Consider the following 23368-nt stretch of genomic DNA (forward strand, 5'->3'; position numbering starts at 1 on the left):
TGGGACCGTCGGACGACGCTCACCCGGGGGGGAAACTGCATGGCTCACGACAACGACGCGATCTACGAGCTGCACGATCAGCTCATGAAGAAGACAGTCCAGATGCGCGAGGCGCTCGAGCAGACCGGCTCCGAGACCGCCGAGGATCCGACCGGACAGGTCTCCGTCCGGTTCGACGATCCGTCGATCGAGATCACGATCGGCACCTTCTGGCGCGCATCCATCCGCCCAGAAGAGTTGTCCGGCGTCATTCTCGAGACCGTGAACACGGTGCTCCTCGCTCGTCTTCACGCGTGGGGAGCCAGCTTCAGCGACGACGCTCCCGAGGTCGCGGCGCCGCCCGCGCCCTCGCCCGCCATCGCCGCGAACGAGATCAACGAGCTCGTGGAGTCTGCGGACGGCGACGTCTTCCACCGGAACGTCAATCGATTCATCGAGACATTCTCGACGCAGTTGAACTCGACCCTGTCTCAGCTCAGCGAGCGCGCCGCTCAGGTGCACGGCGGCGAAGACAGCCGCGGCAACGCTCAGGTCGATCTCGACAGCAGGGGCACGATCGTGGGGCTCCGACTCGACGAGACCTGGCTGCGCACCGCCGACGGCCGAGACGTCACCGACGCGATCCGCTCCGCTCTCTCGAAGGCCCAGACCTCCGTCGCCGCGGCGACGCCGGCACTCCCCTTCGAGGGCACTCCGCTCGCGCAGTACGCCGAGGGAATGGCCGATCCGGTCGAGATGATCAGAATGCTGACAAGGGGAGGCTGAGACGATGCTCTCACCGGAAGAGATCAGGGTCGCATCCGAAGCTCTCAGCAGCGATGCGACGGTGTGGGATGGCGTCTCGGCGACGCTCTCGACAGCAGCATCCGCCACGGGATCGATGCGTTCCTCGGATGCGGCGTTCTGCTGGAAGGGTGACGAGCTCTACGCTCAGTACACCGAGATCGTCGACGCGGTATCGACATATCTTGCGGACGGATCGTCCGCGGCGGCTGACGGCGCTCAGGTCCTCCGCGAAGTACGCGACCTGTTCATCGCTCGCGAAGACGAGACGGTCAGCACGATCAACGGCGCATGGGACGTGCAGCTGTGAACCAAGTCCGAATGAACCTGCGGGTCGACCGCAACGTCTGGAGGCGTCAATGTCCATCCCTGTGAGTGGTTCGGGAACCCCCGATTGGGGTCAGCTGGTCGAAGACATCGAGCAGCGAATCGAAGAGGCACGGAACAACGTCAACAACCTTCTCTCGAACGTCTGGGATTGGCTGCAATGGGCGGCCGACCGCCTGTTGGACGCCTGGAACTGGCTCACCGAGCGTCTCGGCGAGTTCTGGGATGTCATCTCCGCCCCGTACGAGCGCCCCGGCTACCGTGAGCAGATCCGCGCCCTTGCCGGCACCTGGCGCTCGGACCTCGCCACGCCGCTCTCGAACGCGAAGGATCAGATCGATCCTTCCGCTCTGCAGACCGACGAGGAGTGGGGCGGAAAGGGCGCTGAGCGCTACGAGCAGACCACCGCCGCACAGCGGACGACTCTCTCGGACTTCGAATCCGCCATCGTGAACCCGGTGGCGGGCGGACTCGAGAAGCTGGCAGGCGGCCTCGACACCTTCACGACGCTGATGTGGACCACGCTGGGAACGCTGGTCGCCGGACTCATCTCCGGCATCGCCGCTCTCGCGACGCTGATCGCGGCACCCGCCGGGATCCTTGCGATGGTCGGCGCGCTCGCCGCGGCGCTGATCCAGATCGCCAGCGCCAACGTGCAGCTCGACAACGCCATCGACTCGGCCAAGAGCCAGATCGCGGGCGTCGCCGCGAAGGCGACCGGATGGCCCGACTTCGCAGCCAGCTGAGGCGAGCTGTTCCGCAGAGGAGAATCGCATGACGTCTTCCACGAGTTCTCCGCCTGACCGAGTTCGTCGTTCCGCGCGTCTGCGGGGTATCGTCGCGGCGATCCTGGTGGTCGTCAGTCTCATCGGCGTGCTGCTGACCCTCGACCTCTGGAAGGAGACAGCGGCGCCGGGGATGGTCTCACTCCCCAGCAACCTGCTGCTCAGCGCCGCGTTCCTCGTCGCCGCGGTTCGGGCCTTCGTTCTCGCTGCGAGAGGCGGGCACACAGAGATGAGCGCGGCGACGGACCGCCTGATCGCGCTGGTCGGGCTGGTGGTGGTCTTCGCGATGGTCTTCTCCGCCATCACCGCCGTGGGCTCCGACGGATGGGCCGTGCTTCTCGTCTATGCCGTGGTGCTCTCCGCTGCTCTCGAAACCCTCCTGATCCTCAATTGGAAGGCGCGCTCCCTCCAGGGCCCTCTGGCGGCCCAGCGGCCGGTGGGAGAGCCTCGGCGCTGAGCGATGCGCCCATCCGGGTGAGGGTGTCAGGCGAAGACGACGAAGCCCAGTGCCACCAGTCCGGCGACCGAGACGACACAGGCCGCTGCGAACGCGAAGAGGGTGGTCACGCTCCAGCGCAGTCCCTGCTTCGTGACCGAAGGCAGCTCCGGGTCCACCGCGCGGGTGGGCGCGGCGGCGCCGATCACCACGGGCGGCGCGGAAGGGCCCAGTGGCGCGGGACGCGGTCGGTAGATCGCCGGCTCCGGAGCATCGGTCGGCGCCTCGAACGAGACGGCTGCGGCACTCGGATCGGTGACGGGATCGGTGATGGGATCGGTGACGGGGGCGGGATCGCCGACGGCGTCGCCCTGTTCGGGCCGTTCCGATCGCTTCCTGCGCACACGGCGCGGAGTCCGAGAGACGAGCACGGTCGGCTCATCGGGGAGCTCCTGCTCCCGTTCCGCGTCGCGAGCACCGTCCGGCACATCCGACCTCGAATCGGACCTCGACGGGCTCCGGTCGACGACGACGGTCGCCTCATCGAGAGGATCGGCTGGTTCCCCGAGGGCACCGGCTGGTTCGTCGACCGCGATCGGATGGCGGTCGACGACGACAGTCGCCTCATCGACATCGCCAGGCGCCTCAGAATCGTCGGCCGCGGTGGAATCGTGGGTCTCCGCTGCGCCGTCCGCGACAGCCGCCTCCGATTCGCTCGGCGCTGCTGGCGAACCGACGACCACCCCGCCCCGGCGCCGATCGCGACGGGTGAGCATGACGGTCTCGTCGACCTCGGACTCGTCGTCGGTCATCTGGCGCGGACCGGGATCGTCGTGCCCTCGAGGCTCGAGTCGGTGAGAGAGGCGGATGCGGCCTCGCGACCGGCCGTGCTGTCGTCCGGACGCGTGTTCGCTCCTCCCGAGACCACGTCGATCACGACGACCGACACGTTGTCGCGACCACCCGCTTTGAGCGCCCGGCTCACGAGAGCCGCAGCGGCCGACTCGGGTCTCCCGTTCATGGTCAGGGTGGCTCGGATCGCTTCGTCGCTCACCTCGCCGCTGAGGCCGTCTGAGCAGAGCAGCAGCCGCTCACCGTCGACCACCGGCAGCAGCCAGCTGTCGGCCGTGCTGTCCGGCGCCCCGATCGCCCTGGTGATGACGTTGCGCTGCGAGAACGACGAGAGATCCTCTGCGCGGAGCTCACCGGCATCCACCAACTCCTGCCCCAGCGAATGATCGATCGTCAGCTGGGTCAGCTCGTTGGCGTGGTGCCGGTAGACGCGAGAGTCGCCGACGTTGAAGACGAGCCAGTGCGGTGCGCCTTCGTGGTCGACGAGCGCGACACCCGTCACCGTGGTGCCCGCCCCGCGCTTGTGCTCGGCGGAGATGTCGTCGACGACGGCCGAGGCTCGGCTCAGCGCGTCGCCGATGTCGGCGACCTCGATCACCGACCCGCGAAGAGGCTCGAACGCATCGACCACCGCGGCGCTCGCTCGGTCGCCGGCCTCATGCCCGCCCATGCCGTCTGCGACGAGGAAGACCGGGGATGCCACGAGCAAGGAATCCTCGTTCGCGGCGCGTTTGAGCCCCGTGTCGGTCAAGGACGCGACGTTCAGTACGACCGACGAGACCGTCACGAGTCGCGCTCCGCCATCACGTGCATTCCCACTTCGCCGAGGATGAACCGGCCGTTGCCGGTCACGCTCTCGCCCGGATCGAGCAGCGTCTCGGTGCCGTTCTCCTCGACCACGACGACGCCGTTCGTGGCGTGCAGATCGGTGAGGCGCCACTCGTCGTCGTGCACGACGAGGCGAGCGTGCGTCTTCGACAGCGTGCGGGTGGTGTCGGAGATCGCGAGCCGCTGCTCGCCCGGCTCGCCGATCGGGTTGCGTCCGATCACGACGCTCGCCCCCGACAACGAGAACTTGCGTCCGTCGTCGAGCACCAGCGAGCGACGCACACCGCGCCTGCGGGCGACGACGACCGTCGCGTCGAGGTCGTCGACGACGACGTCGTCCGTCGGGCGCGGGGTGACGACCGTCTTGTCGACATCCGCCGCGAGCCCACCCGACGGCATCCCCTGAGACTGTGGGGCAGGCACGGCAGGCGCATCAGGCGCATCAGCGGCGGGCGCGGGCGGTGCCTCTGCGACCGGGACGTCTGCGGCGGCAGGGACATCTGCGGCGGATGACGGGACCGGACGGATCGTCGGCATCTGCGGTTGTTCGGCCGAGTGCCCGCCGTCGCGGAACGACGGCGGCGCGGGTCGGACCGCGCGCTGCGGTTCTCCGACGGGCGGCGAAGAAGGCGCGTGCTCTCCCGACGTCCCGAACGGGGCCGCAAACGCGGATGCGGGTGCCGGAGACGCAGGCGCGGATGCGGGCGCCGGGGACGCAGGCGGCTGCACCGCGATGTCGCCAGGGGCGGGTGCAGGAGACGCAGGGGGCTGCGGCGTGCCCGCGGCCACGGGGTCGCCGCCCATTGCCGCCATGATCCCGGTCGTCGGGTGCGGATCGGCAGGAGTCGCAGGCGCAGGCGCAGGGGGCTGCGGTGCAGGTGCTGCCACAGGCGCAGGAGACTGCGGTGCCGGAGGCTGCTGCCCGTAGGCGGGAGCGGGTGGCTGCTGCCCATAGGCAGGAGCGGGTGGCTGGGGCGGCGCGAACGACGCAGCGGGCGCACCGGCGGTCGGGGGCTGCCCGGCGACGGGAACGGGCGGCGCTCCGGGAACAGGCGGCGCTCCAGGAGCGGGCGCAGCCCCGGGAACAGGCGCAGCCCCGGGAACGGGCGCAGCCCCGGGAACGGGCGCAGCCCCGGGAACGGGCGGGGGCCCGACCGGCGACTGCGGTCTCTGCGGCGGCGCTCCCCACGCAGAGGCAGCGACGGCGTCGGCATCCGAGGGAGCGCCGGGCGCAACGGCGACGGCGTGCGCGTCAGACGGCGCGTTCGCACGGGTCGGCGCGGCGTAGTCGGGGAACACGAGCGCGGGGGCATCCGGCTGACTCGGAGTGTGCGGAGCCAGCGACGGGATCGTGTACCCCGACGCATCCCTGGCAGGCGCGGCAGCGGGCTGCGCGGTGCGGCGAGGACCAGGCTGCAACGCGGCCAGTCGTTCGCCCTCGGGGTGCGGCGGGGTGCCCCAGGCGAGGATGGTCGCCCAGACCGGAGGCAGAAGGATGGCGAGCACCGTCATGCCGGCGCCCCTGCCGAACCTCCGATTGATGCGGTGGGTCGCGACGACCTTGAGGTAGATGCCGTACAGCTGCACGATCGGGATGAAGTAGAAGACCACCGACCACGCAGGAACTCCGCCTCGCGCCAGGATCTCGGCCTCGTTGAGGACGGGCACCCAGCCCTTCCACCCCTCTCCGTCGATGCGCGGGAACAGACGCGACAGCGCCAAGGCGTACCAGACGTAGACGGCGAGGCCGACGAGCACGCCGACACCTCCCACGATGGCGAGCATCGTCACGTAGCCGCTATCCACGGGTGCGATCATGAGTTCCCCTTCTTCCGGTCGCCGAACGACCCGGTGAATCCGAGCGTAGCGAGAGCGGGCCTGGCTCCGGTGTAACCTCCACCGCTCGCAGCCCGCATGCGTCCCATGAACGACGTCGGCCGCACACGCCTGACGATGCGGTGCCACCACTTGCCGGATGCTGCCAGCTCAGCCCGCTCGGCATCCACGATCGCCCAGGCGGCGCTCGCATCGTCGTTCGTCGGAGGATGCTCGGCGAAGACCGCGCGATCGACGAGCACCGCCAGGCGGTCAGCGGCCTCGCGGTCGGTCGACAGCGCGCGCTGGGTTCGGGTGCCCTCGGCGTCCATCGCCACGTCGTGATCGGCGTATACGTCGACCAGCTCCTCCCAGGCTCCGGCCAGCCGCACCTCGGGGTCTTCCGCCGTGCGGCGGGTTCGGGCGCGCTGTCTCTTGGCGAACAACAGCACCAGGAACGGCAGAGCGAGCAGCGCGAGAGCGAGCAGGCTGAGTCCCACGGCCCTGAGGATCGGCAGCAGGAAGGCGAGCACCTCCGACTGCGGCGCCTCGAGCGGGGGTGCGTCGTTGTTCGAATCGCTCTGCGCCTGAGGCGGGTCGAGCGCCTCGGACCGCGGCTGCTCGGGCACGGTCGGGTGCTCCGGCAGCTGCTCGCCCTCGGTGATGGAGCTCGGCAGCATCGCGTACTGCGGCGTGGTGTCGACCGGCATCCACTCTCCACCGGACCCCCTGACCTCGACCCAGGCGCTCATGTTGGCGCCCGTGCAGGTCTCGGTGCAGGCCGGAATGCCCGGAACCTCTTCTGCCGCCGCGAGCCGTGCCCCGATCACGACTCGGGACTCGAGACCCCAGTGCTCGGCGAGCAGTGCAGCCGCCACCGAGAACTGCTCGTCGTCGCCGACGGCGGACACCAGCAGCTCGGGTGCGGCGTCAGACCCCGCCCTTCGCTCCTGCTCGACCATGTCGGTGAACAGCTCCTCGATGCGAGCGGCGGAGTGCCCCGCATAGCTCGGCGCGAACGCGTATCCCTCGGACTCTTCGAGCGAGGCGATCCACCCCGTCGCGGCGTCGTCGTCGATGAGCGCATGGCTGAGGTAGCCTCGCGCTCGCAGACGATCGATGATCTCGAGGTATCCGGCTCCCGTGCGAGGCTGCTCCTGCATCTCGGCCCACTCGGTGAGCGCGGGATACAGGTCTGTGTCGAGGTTAGAGGCGGAGCCCTGAAGCGCGGCGACCTCGCCGGGGGCACCGGGGGCGTCCACGAGCACGGTGTAGCGGTCACCGGGGACGAGCCCTTCTCCGCCGCCCGGCGCCTCTGCCACGGTGATCGCGGTGTCGCCGCCGGAGTTCACATGGAAGCCGTCGGCGAGTGCATCCGCCCGCGCGCCGGTGAAGTCGGGCGCCTCGGCGAGACCCGCGGGCGACGGCACCCAGATGCCGCGGTACGCGTCGCCGATCGTGATCTCGAGCGACATGCGACCGGCGCCCGGCATCGCCGTGCGGGGCAATCTGCTGAACCGGTCCTCGGGTGCGATGTGGAAGTCCTGGCCGTCGTACGAGTCGAGGGTGACGAGCCTGAGGCGCTCGATCGCGCCGGGGTCGCCCTCCATCTGCACGACAGTGTCGTCGAGAGTGCTGCCGGCGAACCACGAGCGGTAGGCGCTGAGCGGGCTCGCCTGCTGCTGCACGACGACCATGGGCTCGATCTCGTCGCGCAGAACCGAGCGATCGTTCCACCCGGCCGCTGCGGGTGCGATCGCGAACCCGGCGACCAGGGCGACCACGGCGAGCCCCGCCGACAGCAGATGACGCCGGATGGTCAGCCACACAGGCGTCGCCCGACGCGAGATGTTCGCCGCGGCGACGGTGCGCAGCGCCTGCGCACGCTGCAGCCGCGAGCGACCGACCAGCCAGACGAGAGAGGTCACGAAGAGCGCGACGCCGATCAGCCATTCCCGCGGCGCCGGAAGCGCCACGCCCAGCACAGAGACGGGAGCCGTCGTGCCGCTCACCCCGAAGGCGATGCCGAAGACGCTCATCGCGGTCACGACGGGAACCGCGATCGTGGCGCGACGACCGCCCTCGAGCACGAGGAGGGTCGCGATGAACGTGCCGAACAGCATCACGACGAGGAACGGGATCAGCACCGCCTGATACTCGCCGAGCGGCGGGTTCAGCGTCAGCATCTGCTTCCACCCGAGTGCGATCCCGAGCACGGCATCCCGGAGTCCGCCGAGGAAAGCAGGGATCGACGAGAGTGCCGAGGGGATCGCGAGCGGAACCGCGACGACCAGATAGGTGCCGGCCGCCGCGAGAGAACCGATCAGCATGCCCCACCGGAGCACCCGCGTCAGCACGGCGACGGCCATGCCGAGCAGTCCGCCGATCAGGCCGACCGCCAGAGCGCGCGGGGCCTCGTAGACCGGCCACGCGGCCGCCGTCGCGAGGCCGACGCCGACCAGCACGTATCCGAGAGCCCAGACAGTCAGGGCCGAGAGCGCGAACGAACGTCGCGACCCTGCGACGCCGCGCCGGGGGCCTGCCGCGCTCATCGCAGCGCTCCCCGAGCCAGCATCTGCGGAAGATCGCCCAGCGCGCCCAGGGTCATCACCGCGAGCTCGCGTGCCGTGCGCATCGTGGGCTGCTCGCCCAGCTCGCTGCGCACCGCGACAGCCTCGACCGCCGCCGGCAGCTTGACCGCGGCATGACGCAGTCGCTCGAGCGGCATGCGCGAGCCCGTCATCAGGAACCCGATCGACAGGTCGGGGTAGGACTGCGCGGTGAGTGCGGCGACCGCCTCGAGGCGCATCACGCGGTCGGCAGGGTCGATGGTCGACGTCGCGTCGAGCAGCGCCTTGGGCGTGACAGTGGGAAGTGTGCGGATCGACAGCACCTCGGCACGGCTGTGCTCGGGGATCTCGTTGCTCACCGAGAAGAGCACATCGCGGCCGTCGCGCACGCCCTGAAGCGCCAGGGATGCGGCAGCGCTGACCGTGTTCTCGAACTCGTCGTCGCTCTCGTACGACTCGGTGTCGAGGTCGAGGATGATCGCGATGCGGGCATGACGCGACTCCTCGTACTGGCGCACCATGAGCTTTCCGGTCTTCGCGGTCGACTTCCAGTGCACGTGCCGCTGCGAGTCACCCACCACGTATTCGCGCACCGCATGGAACGAGAGGTCGGCATCGACCAGTGTCGAGCTCGGTGTGCCCTCGAGATCGCGGATCAGACCCGCGCTCGTGCTGGGCAGAGGAACCGTGACAGGGTGCACATGGATGCGCTGGACGTCGGGCCACCGCAGCTCGCGTCGGAGGATGCCGATCGGGTCGCCTCGGGTGATGGTCATGGGTCCGACGTCGATGACACCGCGGCGGTGCGCGGCGATCGTGAGCTGCTCGCGGTGGTGGGCGGCGGGGCGCAGCAGTGGAACGTGTGCTTCGACCAGCCCCTCCCCCACGGGGACGTCGACGATACCCGGCAGCGAGAGGCGCTCGCTGTTGTTGCGCACATCGAGCGTCGCGCCGATCTCCGCCCCCGCGACCACGCGATCGCGGTCGAGCGTCAGCTCGATGCGATAGTCGTGGGTCCCCAGGATGAAGGGGACGCACGCGATCAGCAGCACGAGCGCGATCGCAGCCACCGCCCATGCCTCGACCCACCCGAAGAGCAGTCCGGCGGCGATGCAGAGCACGAGCGCCACGACGACCAGCATCCCGGCCGACGTGACCGTCTCGCGCACCCACGCGACAGCCGTGCGGGCCGCGCGACGCGTCGTGCGAGCGGCACGACGGACACCGAAGACGGCGCCGCGGACGGGCCCTCGTCGTGTGCGGTCGTATCGCGTGACCGTCGACGTACGCGTCGACGTGCTGGTGCCCGCCGTGGTGCGCGTCAGACGGGACTCGGTGCTGAAGCTCACGCAGTGCCGTTCTCGCGCGGCGGCTCGACGTCGAGCAGGATCTGCCCCACCACGGCGACCGCGGTGACGCCGTCGAATTCGGCCTCCGGTTCGAGCACGAGGCGGTGGGCGAGTGCCACGACCGCGAGCTCTCGGACGTCGTCGGGGGTGGCGAACGTGCGGCCGTTCTTCGCCGCCCACGTCATCACGAGGCGCGAGAGCGCGATCGCACCTCGCACGCTGGCGCCGAGGCGCACCTCGGAGGCGCGACGCGTCGCATCGACGATGCGCATGATGTAGTCGGACACCAGCGGATTCACATACACGCCGCGCGTCATCTCGGCCATCGTGAGGATGGTGTCGGTGCCGACGATGCCGTCGAGCACATGCTTCGGCTGTGCGGCGCCCTGGAGGATGCGCATGGTCGCGGCCTCGTCGGGGTAGCCGATCGACGTCTTGATCATGAAGCGGTCGAGCTGCGCCTCAGGCAGGCGGTAGGTGCCGCCCTGCTCGATCGGGTTCTGCGTCGCCATGACGAGGAAGGGCGAAGGAACAGGACGCGTGACACCGTCGACCGTGACCGTGCCCTCTTCCATGACCTCCAGCAGCGCCGACTGCGTCTTCGGGCTCGCCCGGTTGATCTCGTCCGCGAGCACGATGTTCGCGAAGACGGGGCCGGCGTGGAACTCGAACGCCCCTTCCTTCTGGTCGTAGACGGTGATGCCTGTCACATCGCCCGGAAGCAGGTCGGGGGTGAACTGGATGCGCGTGCTCGTGCCCGTGACGGTCTGGGCGATGGCTCGGGCGAGAGCGGTCTTGCCGGTGCCGGGGAAGTCCTCGAGCAGCACATGCCCGCCGCTGACGGCCGCGGCGAGCGCCAGCTCGATGACATGCCGCTTGCCGAGGATCGCCTGTTCGACGTTGGCGGCGAGGATCGAGAACGTCTCCGCGAACCAGGAGGCCTGTTCGGGAGCGATGGTCACGGGAGCGACGGAGGGAGCAGGCATAGGGCAACCGTATTCGTCTCGGGCACCTGCGCGGTGCAGGGCGGTGGGGTGTAGGGAGTCGTCATCTGAGCGCGCTCATCCCTCGGGGTCGGCCGGTTCGGCAGGGCCTGACGGGACGGGGGCAGGCGGGTCGACCGGATCCGGCTGCGTGCACAGCGGCGCGCGGTGCGTGATCGACTTGAGCGGAGCGTAGGCCCCCGTCCAGGTGATCCTCGCGTCGATCACGGAGGTCCCGTCGACGATGTTCGGGGTGAGGATGGTCGAGTACGAACCGCGCGCAGCGCGGCTGACGACGAACAGGTCACCAGGGTTCGCCGGTACGCACTCCTGGAACTGCACGACCACCACCGTAGGCACGGTCCTCGCGGTGATCTCGATCGGATCGGAGCAGTAGGTGGTCAGCACCGAGTGGCAGGAGCGCGCGACGACCGGCAGCGGCGAAGCATCGGGGCTCAGCTCGAAGTTCTCGAACCACGATCCGTACAGGTTGTACCGCGCGATGAAGCCGTCTCGCGCACCGATCTCGGGCGGCGACTCCAGGCCATAGGAATAGCGGTTGCCCTCGACCGAGGGCTGGGTCGCGACCGTGTAGTTGGTCTTGCCCTTCGGGCCCTCGACGAAAGTGAAGGTGAAGACCTGCGTGGTGTTCGACTCGGACACGCCGAACCCGTTCGAGGCACAGGCCTTGACGTTATAAGTGGAGTATTCGGCGAGTCCGGTCAACGCGGGAGAGGACGACTGCGCCTCCGCGCCCGAGATCCGCAGCCGCCCGTTTCCGTCGGCGCTGCAGCTCGCATCGCCCGAGCGCCACGCAAGGTAGACGACGTCGATTCCGAGGGCGCTGCCGTTGGGCTGCGCAGCGACGCCGGAGACATCGATCGACGTGTTGGAGGTCGCTTTCGCCTGCGTGCCCGCGGGGTCGAAGTAGACGGTTCCCGCGGCCGTGACCGACGTGCGGAAGGCGCCGCCCTCATTGCCGCCGTCGCCCGTCGGCGGCTGGAACTGGCTGATCGGCACGATCGTGATGTTCTGCGGGCCGGGAGACAGCGCGATCTCGGCCGAGGTCGTCGCGCCGGTGCGGTTGATGACCTGGCCGGTCTCCTCGATGCGGAAGGACAGCGAGTCGTCCGACGCGGCGATCGCGAGTTCGACGATGCCGCGTCCGCGTTCGGTGCCGTCGGGGCGGTAGACGGGCGTGGCGGTCGCGTTCGACACCTCAGGGGCGGCATACGCCCAGCTGGTGTGCGGTGACGTGGCCGCTGAGGTTCCGACCGCGTTGACGGCCGCTGCGGTGAAGACATGCGGCGCTCCGTTGACGAGCCCGTTCACCGTACAGCGGTAGACGCCTCCCGCCGGGCTGCATGACGCGTTCGCCGGGGAGCCGTCCTGCAGGATCGTCACACCGGTGACGCCGGGGTGCGCGCGCCCCGCTTCGCCGAGCGGCACGTCGAGCACCACGGTCGAGCGGGTGAATCCGACGGTCGTCACGCTGGCGGGCGCTTGCGGGAAGCCCTGCAGGTCGAGGGTGAGGGTTCCGGTGCCGGTGCGTCCCTGCGCATCCGACACGATGAACGGGATGATGCACTGGCCCCCGGGCGCCTGCCCTCCGCCGGGCCAGGTCGCAGTGATCGACGTGCTTCCCGAGGTCGAGACCGATGCGACATCGCACCGCGAGCCCCCGCCGAGCGACATCAGTCGGAGCCCGGATCCGGGCTTGCCCGCGAACGGGTCGTACTCCCCCGCGACGTCGACGACATCGATCGTGCAGCTCGGGTTCGTGACGATGCACTGCGTCGTGAAGGTCGCGCCCCGCGGCGCATCGGGCGGCGCCGCGCCGACGACCAGGCGGACGGATGCCGACGGCTCACCGTACTGCGGCACGGTGACGCTCACGTTCTCGGTGTTGCCCGGTCTGGCGTCCGCTCGCGCTTCGATGGTCAGTTGAGAACCGGTGCGCGTGACGATGAAGGCCGACCCCGAATACACGATCCGGTACTCGAGCGATCCGGCGTCGCCCTCGCGGCCTCCCTCCCAGGCGGCCATGTTCGAGTACATGTCGACCGTCTCGGTGGTTCCGGGAGCGATCGTGTGCGAGATCGACGACAGCAGCAGCTGAGGCTCCGCAGGGCGGATGCTGATCGGCACATCGATGAACGACCAGCGCTCCTGCCCCTGCAGCCGCACCTGAACGAGGCAGGTGTCCGACCAGGGCGCTTCCCGGCCGGCTCGGTAGGTCACCTCGCCCGAGCCCTCGGCTGAGCACGACGCCGCCGCGCGCTGGGCGCTGAACTGGCCGGAGCCCACCTCGACGGCATCCGAGGCGATCAGGTCGACATAGTCGGCCGCATCGAACGAGACAGACGCGTCCTCGTCGACCACGACGGGGGTGGTGCCGGGCTTCAGCTGCACCTGCATGTCGTCGAAGGCGGGAATGCGCAGGAACCCGTAGGCGACCACGTCTCTGCCTCCCGACCCCTTGCCCTTGAGCTGGAACGGCACCAGCGCGCCGTCTTCCGGCGCTGCGCCCACGATGCGGTCGCCCTGCACCGTGAATCCGGGCTGGTCACCCCACAGACTCAGCGTGAGCGAGGAGGCATCGCCCGACGGCCAGCTCACACGGTCGGTCACGACGTCGATCCCCCGCTCCGGGAGGTCTTCCCGGTCGCGCGCGGTGAGCACGGTGTCGGCGACGCTCGGCTGATCGGCGACCGCGCCGTCGGTCACGGTGACCACGATGAGCCCCTGCGACGTGCTCGACGTGCGCGAGGACTTGACGGTGTAGAAGTAGGAGTTCGTGCCTGCCGTGTCTCCCGCACGGAGAACGACGCGGCCGTCTTCGAGAGAGGTGTCCGAGTCGATCAGCGCATTCAGGCGGTCGTACAGCGGGTTGCCCTTGACCGGAGGCGCGTTGGGCACGAGTTCGGTGATCTCGAGCTCGCTCTGCGCCGGGTCGAGGTCGTTGAGACGCGGGTCCAGCACGATCGGAGTGGTCGATCCTGCCTCGACCCGCACGTAGTCGCTGAAGGTCACGGGAGCCGCGTCGTCGATGTCGGCGTCGAGCACGCCGACGCGGACCACGCCTGTCCCCTGCTCGCCCTGAGGGTCGCGCACCGTGTAGCGGAACGTCACCTGACCGCCGTCGACGCCGGCCGCCGGTGCCCGGTAGACGATCGCGTCTCCGTCGGCCGAGATCGTCGCCGTGCCATAGCCCTTCTGGGGCTGGTCGATGCCCGCGAGGACCACGCGGTCGCCGTCGCTGTCCATGCCGGTCGCAGGCACCGGCAGCGACACCGTCTGACCGCTGAGGACCCGACCTGTCAGTGTCGAGGGTGTCGGCGCGCGGTTCGTGCCCGGAGGAACGACCGTGACCGTCACGACGCCGTTGTCGGAGAGAGCAGGATTGCGCTCGAGCGACACCGAGTACGTGAGGCGGTAGGTGCCCGGCGTCGTGGGTGCGAGGTATCGCAGCGCGTTGCGATCGGCGAAGACGAGCTCTCCGGACTCACCTGAGCCGGTCACCTCGGGGAGCACGACCAGGGGTTCACCGCGCGGGGCCACGTCGTTCGCCGCGACGTTGATGCGCGTGAGTGAACCGGCACGGACGGTGATCGCATCGGGGAACACGATCGGCCGGGTGACGGTCGACGGCGGAGTGAGGAAGACCGTGACCGTTCCCTGCACCGCGGCTCCGGTTCCGTCGGCGACCGTCACGGTGGCCTTGCCGATCACTCCGGGCTCGCCGTCCTCCGTGGTGCCGTTGACGCGGATGCTCTCGTTGCCGACCACACGCACGCCGAGCTGCGGCGTCGAGCTCACGGCATCTGCCAGCATGAGCACTCGCCCACTGGTGTTCTGCACGGCACGGAGCACATCGACGGTCGTGTCCTCGCCTTCGCGCACGAACGCGGTCAGAGGTGCCATCGCGAGGCCTGCGGATCCGTCGACGGCCGTGATGCGGATGACCGCCGACTGCTCCGCCTGGGTCGAGACGTCCTGGGCGGTGTAGGTCACGACGTACTGACCGGGTTCGGCCACCGTCATCTCGACGGTGCCCGACGCCGCGTTGGGGTTGACCTCGAGGCCCTGAGCGGTCGCGGCGGTCTGCACGGCGTCGACCAGACGGTACGAGCCGGATCCTCCGGACAGGTGGTCGGAGATGCGGACCGACTGCAGCTCTCCGACACGGGCGGTCAGCGCCACGGGCGAGGCGACCAGGGCCGGGCTGCCGGTGACCTGGACATCGAGGGTCTTCTCGGCCGTCGCACCGTGCACATCCTCGACGACGACGGTGACCGAGATCACCGCATCGGCGGCGTTGGGGTCGGTGTGGCGGATGGCCACCCGTCCGTCTGCCATGGGCACGACCATGACGGGCGACGAGGAGTCGGTCTCGTAGGCATCGCTGAGCACGAACGGGTCGCCCTCGGGGTCGACCCAGCCCGACAGCGCAGAGACGACGGTGCTGCCACCGGGAAGGAGCTGCGGTGTCGGCCACTCCTGCTGGCACGCGTCGACCCCGCACCACACGGGCGCGGAGTTGGCGTCCTCGTCGACGACGGTCAGCGTCACTGTCGCCGGCGACGACACGGCGGCACCGTCGGTGACCGCATAGGTGAAGCTGGCCTGCCCCGATCCCGCCGTGACATTGACGACGAGCGACTGCCCATTGGCGACGAGAGTCAGGTCGCCGAACGCGGGATCGCCGAGTCCGCCCGACACCGAGTCGGGGTCGATCGACAGCACGTCCTTCTTGTTCGGATCGTGGTCGTTGAGCAGCACCGGCAGGATCACCTGTTCACCCGCGCGCACGCCGAACGCGTCGTCGACGGCGACGGGCGGCATCTGCTCGGCCACGTCCTCGACGATGATCGTGCCCTCCTGCTGCTCGGTATCGTCTTCGATCGCCCACTGCTCGAGCGGGATGAGGACGCCGTCGGGGGCCGTCCAGATGAGTCCGGTGCCGATCTCGCTCAGCACCGCGCGATCACCGTTCTCCTGGAACACCGGTTCGATCGTCGACGAGTCGAGGGCCCCGTCCGGAACACGCAGCGGCACGCTCTCGCCGTCCGCCCACAGGGTTCCCGCACCGGTGTCGAGCCAGGCCGCGTAGGTCTCGCCTGCCACGACGACAGGAGTGGCCGGGACGCCCGACGCCTCCGCGACGCGCTCGGGCTCACCCGAGGCGAGGTCGACGGACACGAGGCCGTCGGAGTCGGCGATCACCACGACCTCGCCGGAGTCGGCGCCCTCCTGCAGGCGCGCATCCTCGGCGACATCGAGCTCGATCGGCTCGTCGCGCCCCTGGAGCCACAGCTCGCCGGTGCCCGTCTGGAGCATCGCCCAGCGGTCTCCCACGACCGTGAGGGTCAGACCCTCGGCGGCATCCGGAGCTGCGGAGACGGACTCGGGATCGCCGAGGAAGCTGTGCTCGTCGATGTCGAACCGCCGGATCGCGCCCTCGTCCGAGGAATAGAGCACCAGCAGTCCTTCGGGCGACAATCCGATCGCGTCCGCCGTGTATGTCGGAGGATCTTCGCCCTCTTCGACCTCGACGCCCGCGAACGGGTCGACGAGAGCGGTGGCCGCGCCGGCGTCGAGCGTGGTCACCGACACCTGACCGGTGTCGGTGCGATAGGCCACGTAGGCCCCGGCGGAGAGGATCTCCCGCGTGCCCGCCGGTGTGGGCTCGGAAGCGATCGGCGTGCCCTCCTCCGACGAGTCGGAGAGCAGATCGGCGGGGCTCGCAGGGTCGACGTCCCAGCGCTGCCTGTTGCCCTGCGCATAGACCACAGCCGCGGAGCCGTTCTGCCAGACCGCCTCCGGGTCGTCGACGTTGCGCACCGTGTCGATCTCGGCGAGCTCGGTGTTGACGCGTGCGTACTGACCGCTGTCGCGCATGACCCAGACCGACGACTCGAGCCGGGGCACCTCCTGCGACTGGTAGCCCTGCGCGGTGATGGCGAGGGTGAGCACCACCGCCAGAGCGGCGATGCCGGAGATCGCCGTGATCAGGCGTCCCCGTGATCGGGGGTTCGCCTCCGCACGCGCGCGATCGCCGATCGCCATCACAGAACCCCGGTGAGGTGGAGGGCGCCGAGACCGACTGCGGCGAGCACCGCGGCTCCGATCAGCGCGCCGATGACACCGGCGACGAGTGGGGAGCGGGTCTTCGCACGCGCTGCGGGCAGGTCGTCGCGATCGCGCGGCATCGCCTGCTGCCGTGCGGCACGTTCGGCACGTCGCGAGTCGGGTGCGACCGTCGTGATCACCGGGCCACGGGCCGTGGCGTCCGAGAAGCTGACGGGAGCCGCGGCGGCCCACTCGGCGGATGCCGCCTCGAAGGCCGTCGGGTGGAGTCCGAGCTCGTACTGCGCCCAGCGGAGTCGTTCGGCGAAGTCGGCCATGCTCGCGAACCTCTTGGCGGGATCACGGTGCATCGCGGTCGCGAAGATCTCGTCGATGATCGGGGGGATTCCGTCGACGGGCACCGCCGTGTAACGCGCCTTGATGATCCGATCGGTGAGCTGATCGCGTGAATTGGAGCCGCGGTCCGCCCTCTCGAACGGGCTCCTTCCGGCGAGCAGCGTGTACAGGGTGGCGCCGAGGCTCCAGATCTCGCTCGGCACCGACCCGGAGACGCGCTCCTGCAGCACTTCGGGCGAGCTCCACGGCACCGACATCGCGATCGTCTCCCCGTCGCCCTCGTCGATCACGGCTGCGGCGATGCCGAAGTCGGCGAGCACGGGAGCCCCGAGGGAGTTGATGAGCACGTTCGACGGCTTGATGTCGCGATGCAGGAGCCCCGCCCGGTGCACCGTCTCGAGCGCACCGGCGATACGCACCCCGGTGTCGAGCACGTCCGCGAGCGCCAATGGCGCCTTCTTGTAGCGAGCGCTCATGGTGTCGGGGCAGTACTCCATGGCGAAGTACGGACGGCCGTCGGCAGAGATCGACGCCTGATAGATCGTCACGATCGAGGGGTGTGCGCTGAGCCTCGCGGAGATGTCGGCCTCGACGTTGAAGGTGCGCAGCACCTCGCGGTTCACCGCATCCGCCAGCAGCACCTTCACAGCGGCGACGCGACGCGGCATGTCCTGTTCATACAGGAAGACGTCGGCGAACCCACCGGAGCCCAGCGGGCGCACATAGCTGTACCCCGCCAGCGTCGGCGGTGTCGATGCCATGCGCGTGGCCACCCATGCTCCTCACGGTCGGATGGGAGACCGCGCTCTGCATTCGCCCTGCGCGCTGCGCTGGACGATCCCCCCGATCAACGAGTATATCGAGGGCATGGATGATCTCGAAGGCGGTCTGGGCCGATGCTGCTGGTCAGGCGCGCCAGCATCCCACCACATGGTCGTCGACCATGCCGGCCGACTGCATCAGGGCGTACATGGTGGTCGGCCCGACGAACCTGAAGCCTCGACGGCGCAGCTCTTTGCTCATCGCCGTCGACTCCGGCGTCACCGCCGGAACATCTGCGAAGGACGCGGGGCGGATGCCGGGCGCCGGCGCGAACGACCACATCAGCTCATCGAGCTCGCCCTCTGCCATCGAGCGGACGATACGCGCGTTGCCGATCGTGGCCTCGATCTTCGCCCGATTGCGGATGATCCCCGCATCCGCCATGAGGCGCTCCACGTCGGACTCATCGAACTCGGCGACCAGCTCAGGGACGAATCCGGCGAAGACCTCGCGGAAGCGGGGGCGCTTGCGGAGGATGGTGATCCACGAGAGCCCCGCCTGGAAACCCTCGAGCGCCATCTTCTCGAACAGCGCCCGATCCCCATGCAGGGGCGTGCCCCACTCTTCGTCGTGATACCGGCGGTATTCCGGGTCGTCGCCAACCCAGCCGCATCGCTCGCGTCGGTCGGGGCCGGCGATCAGTGACGTCATGTGTCCACGCTAGCCGTCGCCACGGACACCCGGGACGGATCGCTGCGCCGGCGCTCGCATGCCCTCAGAAGAAGATGTCCGGGGTCTGGGGTTGCGGCTGAGCGGCGGTTCGCGCGGTTCCGGATCCGAGCGCGTCGATGAAGGATGCCGAGAACGCGTCGAGTGCTTCAAGGGCCGCGACGGGCTCCTGTCGCTCGATGGCGTCGAGGGCGCCCGAAAGGAGGTCGCGGCGCGAAGTGCGATCCGCGTCGAGGTCCACGCCGTGACGACTCGCGGTCTGCGAGTCCACGAACAGCCGGAGGGGGTCGATGTGATCGCGGACGATCCTCGTGCCGAGGCGGCCGAGTTCCCGCGAGATGAGGTGTTCGGCGAGTTCGAGGTATCCGAGCAGTTCACAGGCGCCTTCGGCGAACCGAGGAGCCTGTTCGCGCATCGGCACGGGCGGGCCGCTGCACGTCTTCTCGACGATCAGGCGACCGACGACGTGAGCGCGCTCGACCATGTCGACGGACGACCATTCTGCGACGCGGGTCCCTGCGCTCGGCGACACCTGCACGAATCGCATGTCGACCAGTCTCTGCAGAGCCTCGCGCACCGGGGTGCGCGACACAGCCCAGGCATGGGCGAGCAGGTCGAGACGCAGCCGCTGCCCGGGAGGAAGACGGCCGCTCACGATCTCGGCGAGCAGTCGCTCGTAGGCGAGACCGCTGAGAAGCTGCGGCCTCAGCTGTTCCTCGAGGGAGCCCGTGGGCATGGTCTTGCCTTTCTCATGGTGCCGAACACCGGTGGGGGGGATCGTGCCGGATGCGCTGTGACAGTCACCAGCCAACCCGCCGGGCTCGGCTCTAGGACACCTTGTGACGTCAGATACGAATGTGGAGAGCCGACAACCAGTGGTCGCTGTGCGGCGATCAGTGCTCGGTGTTCGGTGCTCGGTGTTCGGTGTTCGGTGCTCGGTGCTCGGTATTGGGTGCCACGCAGTGGTGACAGCCACGTGATGATGAGTGTCACGCGAGGGAGGGTGTCACGCGAGGGAGGGTGTCACGTGACGGCGCGCGTCAACCGATGGGTTCCGGGCTCGTGTTCTACCGCTTCTACTCGAAGTTCATCGAGCGAAACGCGCTCAGATGCGAAGTGAGGTGCGGCGCACTCGAGCGGGTGACGGCAGGCTGAGTCGTGGGGTGCGCCACTGCTGGGCGGGATCCCACCATGCCGGTCCGCGCACTTGCGGGAGGCCGTCGTTCATGCGGATCTCCCACCCCGAGGTGCCGAGGGAGCGGTGGTGCCACCAGCACAACGGCACACCGTTATCGGTGTGCGTGGGGCCGCCCCTGGCGTGCTCGGTGACGTGGTGGATCTCGCACCATGAGGCGGGGACGTGGCATCCGGGGATCAGGCACTCTTTATCGCGGGCGATGATCGCCCGCCGTTGATGCACGGTGAAGATCCGATCCGTGGTCGTGATCCCGATGATCCGCCCCTCGTCCATGAGCACGCGCTGAATCGCTCCGCTGCACGCGACCTGCGCCGCGACGGAGACGGGAACATGAGCACCGGATCCGGGGATCGTCGCCCACCCACCATTGCCGCGCGCCCCGGCCGCAGCGCCGGCACCTCCGAAGGTAGCGCCTCTGAAGGCGGCACCTCCGAAGGCAGCACCGGTGGCAGCGCCTCCGAAGGCAGCACCGGTGGCAGCGCCTCCGAAGGCAGCGCCGGTGGCCTGAGTGGCGTGGTGGGCGAGGTCGTTGGCGTCGACGGTGACGACGACGACCGGTGATGCCCCGCCGAGGGTGGGCATGTCCTTGTGCCGGGCCGCGATCCCGAGAGCTGCGGTCAGGGCGTCGTGGCGTTTCTGAGCCGCGGTGCGGTCGTCGAGCACAGACCGCGGGTCGGAGTTGAACGGATCGGTCTCCTCCGGATCGCGCCCCCTCTCGGCGTCAGCGTCGACGCCAGAACCGGCACCAGCACCAGCACCAGCAGGAGAAGAGTCGGTGTCCCAAGAATCGGTGTCGGCATCGGTGCCCCCGGTCGGGGCGAAGAACACCCCCGGCATCGGCGGCCCGTCGCCCTTGGGGTTGAGGATCGCGTCCAGGATGAGCTGCAACTGGGCCGCGGCGTCCGGGGTCAGGTAGCCACGGATCGCATGCATGCCATCTTTCACCCGGCCGATCGTGATCCCCCGACGACGCCGCGCATCCTCGTCTTTCGGTTCCTCACCATCCGGATCGAACATCGACGCGAGATCCTCCGCCAGAGCCTTCAGATCCTGCGCCGTCGGCGACGGACCCGCCGTGTCGTCATCCGCATCCGGGACCTCATCGACATCCGCATCCGTATCCGTATCCGCCTCGAGGCCGTGACCGCGGGCGCACCCCGCCAACGCGACATCCGCCGCCAACCGCTGATCGACCGTGAGCCGATCCCAGACCTTCTCGATCGGCGCCGTTGCCGCCAGAAACCCCGCGACCCCGACTACCCCGTCCAACAGCGCCAGTCGCATCTCCGCCCACCGCGCCGGCATCCTCTCCCCCGCCAGACTCATCGGCCGCCGCACCAGATCGACCACCCTGTCGACCCGGGTCGCACCCCGCACATCCACACCCACCGTCCGCTGCAACAGCTCATTCAGCCCCCGGCAGCCCGCCGAATGCGGAAAGTCGCCCGGATCCCCCGTCGCGATCGTCTCCACGATCACCGCCTCGGCACGCCGGAACACGGCCCCCGCCCCCTGCAACACCGCGACCCGGTCCGCATCCGACAACCCCGCCAGCGCATCATCGGACAGCACCGCATCGAGGTCGGCGACGACCCGATCCAGAAGCTCCGCAGTGCTGTTCATACCCCCCAGTCAACCGGGGACCACCGACATTCGAGACCCGCAACGGCCCGCTTTTACCCCAGATCAACGCCATATTCCAATCTCTCAATACAGCGCACCGATGCCGCGCACACCACAGCCACGGGAGCGTCGGGAGAGCGAGAAAGAACGGCGAGGGAGAGACACATGGAAATGGACACGGAGACACGACTCGAAGGGAGAGCACCCGGAGGAAGAGGGCACTCCGACGACGAGGAGAGCGCCGGGCAGGAAGCGAACACCCGGCGAGGACGGACCTCAAGAGGGTGAGAGCGCCCTGACGACGTGGAGAGGAGAGCAGAGGAGCAGAGACGACAGAAGGAAAAGAGAAGACGGAGGAGAGAGAAGAGAAGACGGAGAAGAGAGAAGACGGAGAAGAAGAGGAAGAAGAAGAAGAAGAAGAACAGAGAAGGACAACAGAGAAGGACAACAGAGAAGGAGAACAGAGACGAGAACAGAGAACGAGAACAGAGAACGAGAACAGAGAACGAGAACAGAGAACGAGAACAGAGACGAGAACAGAGAACGAGAACAGAGAACGAGAACAGAGACGAGAACAGAGAACGAGAACAGAGAACGAGAACAGAGACGAGAACAGAGAACGAGAACAGAGAACGCGGTATAAGAGAACCCGGGAACAACACCCTCGGAGAACGCACCCGCGGGATGGAGACCCGCAGAGAAGAAAACCCCGGGGAGAACGCCCCGGAAAAACACCCGGAGACAGCGAGAAGCCCCGGGGTGTGACACCCCGGGGCTTCTCTCCGACCGTCAGTCCGCGAAGGTGGCGGCGTCGATCACGAAGCGGTAGCGCACATCAGAGGCGAGCACGCGCTCGTAAGCCTCGTTGATCTGCGCGGCCGAGATGACCTCGATCTCGGAGGCGATGCCGTGCTCGGCGCAGAAGTCGAGCATCTCCTGGGTCTCAGCGATGCCGCCGATGTTCGATCCGGCGAGCGAGCGCCGTCCGCCGATCAATGACGAGACGTTGACCGAGAGCGGTTCTGCGGGGGCTCCGACGCAGACCATCGACCCACCCACATCCAGCAGACCGAGGTAGGCACGGAGGTCGACGACGGCACTGACGGTGTTGAGGATGACGTCGAACGATCCGCGCAGCGAGCGGAACGTGTCGGGATCGCTCGTCGCGTAGTAGTGGTCTGCCCCGAGGCGAAGCCCGTCGTCCTTCTTGCTGAGGGTCTGCGAGAGCACGGTCACCTCGGCGCCGAGCGCGTGGGCGATCTGCACGCCCATGTGGCCGAGTCCGCCGAGCCCGACGACCGCCACCCGCGTGCCAGGGCCGACGTTCCAGTGCCGCAACGGGGAGTACGTGGTGATCCCCGCGCAGAGAAGGGGTGCGGCGACGTCGAGCTCGAGGGCGTCGGGGATGCGCACGGCGAACGACTCGGTCACGACGACCTGCTCGGAGTATCCGCCCTGCGTGATGGTCCCGTCGCGATCGACGCTGCCGTAGGTGAAGACAGCGCCGTTGGAGCAGAACTGCTCGTCACCGCGCTGGCAGTTGCGGCACTCTCCGCACGAGTTCACGAGACATCCGACCCCGACGCGGTCTCCCACGGAGTGCTTCGTGACGTCGGCCCCGATGGCGGCGACGGTGCCGGCGATCTCGTGGCCCGGTGCGAGCGGGTAGCTCTGCGGACCCCAGTCACCGCGCACGGTGTGGATGTCGGAGTGGCAGATTCCGGCGAATGCGATGTCGATCAGGATGTCGTTCGGGCCGAGTTCGCGGCGCTCGATGACGGTCTTCTCGAGCGGTGCGGCTTCGCTGGGTGCGGCGTAGGCGTTGACACGGGTCATCTCGGACTCCTCGGGTCGGGTCGGGTGGGCCAGATCGACACTACTCGCGGCGCCCTGTGCGCCACC

At 68.9% G+C, this 23368-nt stretch carries 17 protein-coding genes; 5 read left to right on the plus strand and 12 right to left on the minus strand.

Annotated elements, in window-relative coordinates; genetic code table 11:
- The first annotated feature begins 39 nt into the window (after positions 1-39).
- Genes OB895_RS09135 through OB895_RS09150 form a run of 4 tightly spaced genes read left to right on the plus strand, consistent with a single transcriptional unit; the run spans position 40 to position 2352 of the window.
- Positions 40-765 (plus strand): hypothetical protein, encoded by a 726-nt coding sequence (locus OB895_RS09135; protein ID WP_079112182.1) that lies wholly within the window; start codon positions 40-42, stop codon positions 763-765.
- 4 nt (positions 766-769) lie between these two features.
- A complete protein-coding gene (locus tag OB895_RS09140; protein ID WP_042542232.1) occupies positions 770-1093 on the plus strand; it encodes a hypothetical protein in 324 nt (107 codons plus the stop codon).
- Between the two features lie 49 nt (positions 1094-1142).
- Positions 1143-1856: a hypothetical protein gene (locus OB895_RS09145; RefSeq protein ID WP_042542231.1), complete on the plus strand. Its 714-nt coding sequence runs from the start codon at positions 1143-1145 to the stop codon at positions 1854-1856.
- Positions 1857-1884: 28 nt separating this feature from the next.
- The gene (locus OB895_RS09150) at positions 1885-2352 is read left to right on the plus strand and encodes a hypothetical protein (protein ID WP_042542230.1); all 468 of its coding nucleotides are present in this window, start codon (positions 1885-1887) and stop codon (positions 2350-2352) included.
- Positions 2353-2378: 26 nt separating this feature from the next.
- Here the strand turns inward: OB895_RS09150 and OB895_RS09155 are convergent, their stop codons facing one another.
- The 11 genes from OB895_RS09155 to OB895_RS09205 form a co-directional block, all read right to left on the minus strand.
- Positions 2379-3143: a hypothetical protein gene (locus OB895_RS09155; RefSeq protein ID WP_079112181.1), complete on the minus strand. Its 765-nt coding sequence runs from the start codon at positions 3141-3143 to the stop codon at positions 2379-2381.
- Positions 3140-3970, minus strand: a complete 831-nt coding sequence (locus OB895_RS09160; RefSeq protein ID WP_042542228.1) for a PP2C family protein-serine/threonine phosphatase — start codon at positions 3968-3970, stop codon at positions 3140-3142. The genes OB895_RS09155 and OB895_RS09160 overlap by 4 nt, the downstream gene beginning before the upstream one ends.
- Positions 3967-5829, minus strand: coding sequence for a DUF5684 domain-containing protein (locus OB895_RS09165; protein WP_079112180.1), 1863 nt, complete (start codon positions 5827-5829; stop codon positions 3967-3969). The genes OB895_RS09160 and OB895_RS09165 overlap by 4 nt, the downstream gene beginning before the upstream one ends.
- Complete coding sequence (locus tag OB895_RS09170; RefSeq protein WP_079112179.1) at positions 5826-8378, minus strand: transglutaminase domain-containing protein; 2553 nt, start codon at positions 8376-8378, stop codon at positions 5826-5828. Before OB895_RS09170 ends, OB895_RS09165 begins: the two co-directional genes overlap by 4 nt.
- Complete coding sequence (locus tag OB895_RS09175) at positions 8375-9745, minus strand: DUF58 domain-containing protein (protein WP_042542225.1); 1371 nt, start codon at positions 9743-9745, stop codon at positions 8375-8377. Before OB895_RS09175 ends, OB895_RS09170 begins: the two co-directional genes overlap by 4 nt.
- A complete protein-coding gene (locus tag OB895_RS09180) occupies positions 9742-10707 on the minus strand; it encodes an AAA family ATPase (RefSeq protein ID WP_042542259.1) in 966 nt (321 codons plus the stop codon). Before OB895_RS09180 ends, OB895_RS09175 begins: the two co-directional genes overlap by 4 nt.
- 99 nt (positions 10708-10806) lie before the next feature.
- Positions 10807-16797, minus strand: coding sequence for an Ig-like domain-containing protein (locus tag OB895_RS09185; RefSeq protein WP_079112178.1), 5991 nt, complete (start codon positions 16795-16797; stop codon positions 10807-10809).
- Positions 16797-17927 (minus strand): serine/threonine-protein kinase, encoded by a 1131-nt coding sequence (locus OB895_RS09190; RefSeq protein ID WP_228385641.1) that lies wholly within the window; start codon positions 17925-17927, stop codon positions 16797-16799. Before OB895_RS09190 ends, OB895_RS09185 begins: the two co-directional genes overlap by 1 nt.
- 133 nt (positions 17928-18060) lie before the next feature.
- Positions 18061-18627: a DNA-3-methyladenine glycosylase I gene (locus OB895_RS09195; RefSeq protein WP_042542223.1), complete on the minus strand. Its 567-nt coding sequence runs from the start codon at positions 18625-18627 to the stop codon at positions 18061-18063.
- A 64-nt stretch (positions 18628-18691) separates the two neighbouring features.
- Positions 18692-19381, minus strand: a complete 690-nt coding sequence (locus OB895_RS09200; RefSeq protein ID WP_052493029.1) for a GntR family transcriptional regulator — start codon at positions 19379-19381, stop codon at positions 18692-18694.
- 369 nt (positions 19382-19750) lie between these two features.
- On the minus strand, positions 19751-21466 hold the full coding sequence (locus OB895_RS09205) for an HNH endonuclease signature motif containing protein (protein ID WP_079112177.1): 1716 nt from the start codon (positions 21464-21466) through the stop codon (positions 19751-19753).
- A gap of 303 nt (positions 21467-21769) precedes the next feature.
- On the opposite strand from OB895_RS09205, the gene OB895_RS09210 reads away from it, so the two are divergent.
- The gene (locus tag OB895_RS09210) at positions 21770-22231 is read left to right on the plus strand and encodes a hypothetical protein (RefSeq protein WP_153302122.1); all 462 of its coding nucleotides are present in this window, start codon (positions 21770-21772) and stop codon (positions 22229-22231) included.
- Positions 22232-22255: 24 nt separating this feature from the next.
- Here the strand turns inward: OB895_RS09210 and OB895_RS09215 are convergent, their stop codons facing one another.
- Positions 22256-23302 carry an NAD(P)-dependent alcohol dehydrogenase gene (locus tag OB895_RS09215; RefSeq protein ID WP_042537918.1) on the minus strand — a complete coding sequence of 349 codons (1047 nt, stop codon included), beginning with the start codon at positions 23300-23302 and terminating at the stop codon, positions 22256-22258.
- Positions 23303-23368: the final 66 nt, after the last annotated feature.

Source organism: Microbacterium forte (assembly GCF_031885415.1).
GTDB lineage: Bacteria > Actinomycetota > Actinomycetes > Actinomycetales > Microbacteriaceae > Microbacterium > Microbacterium forte.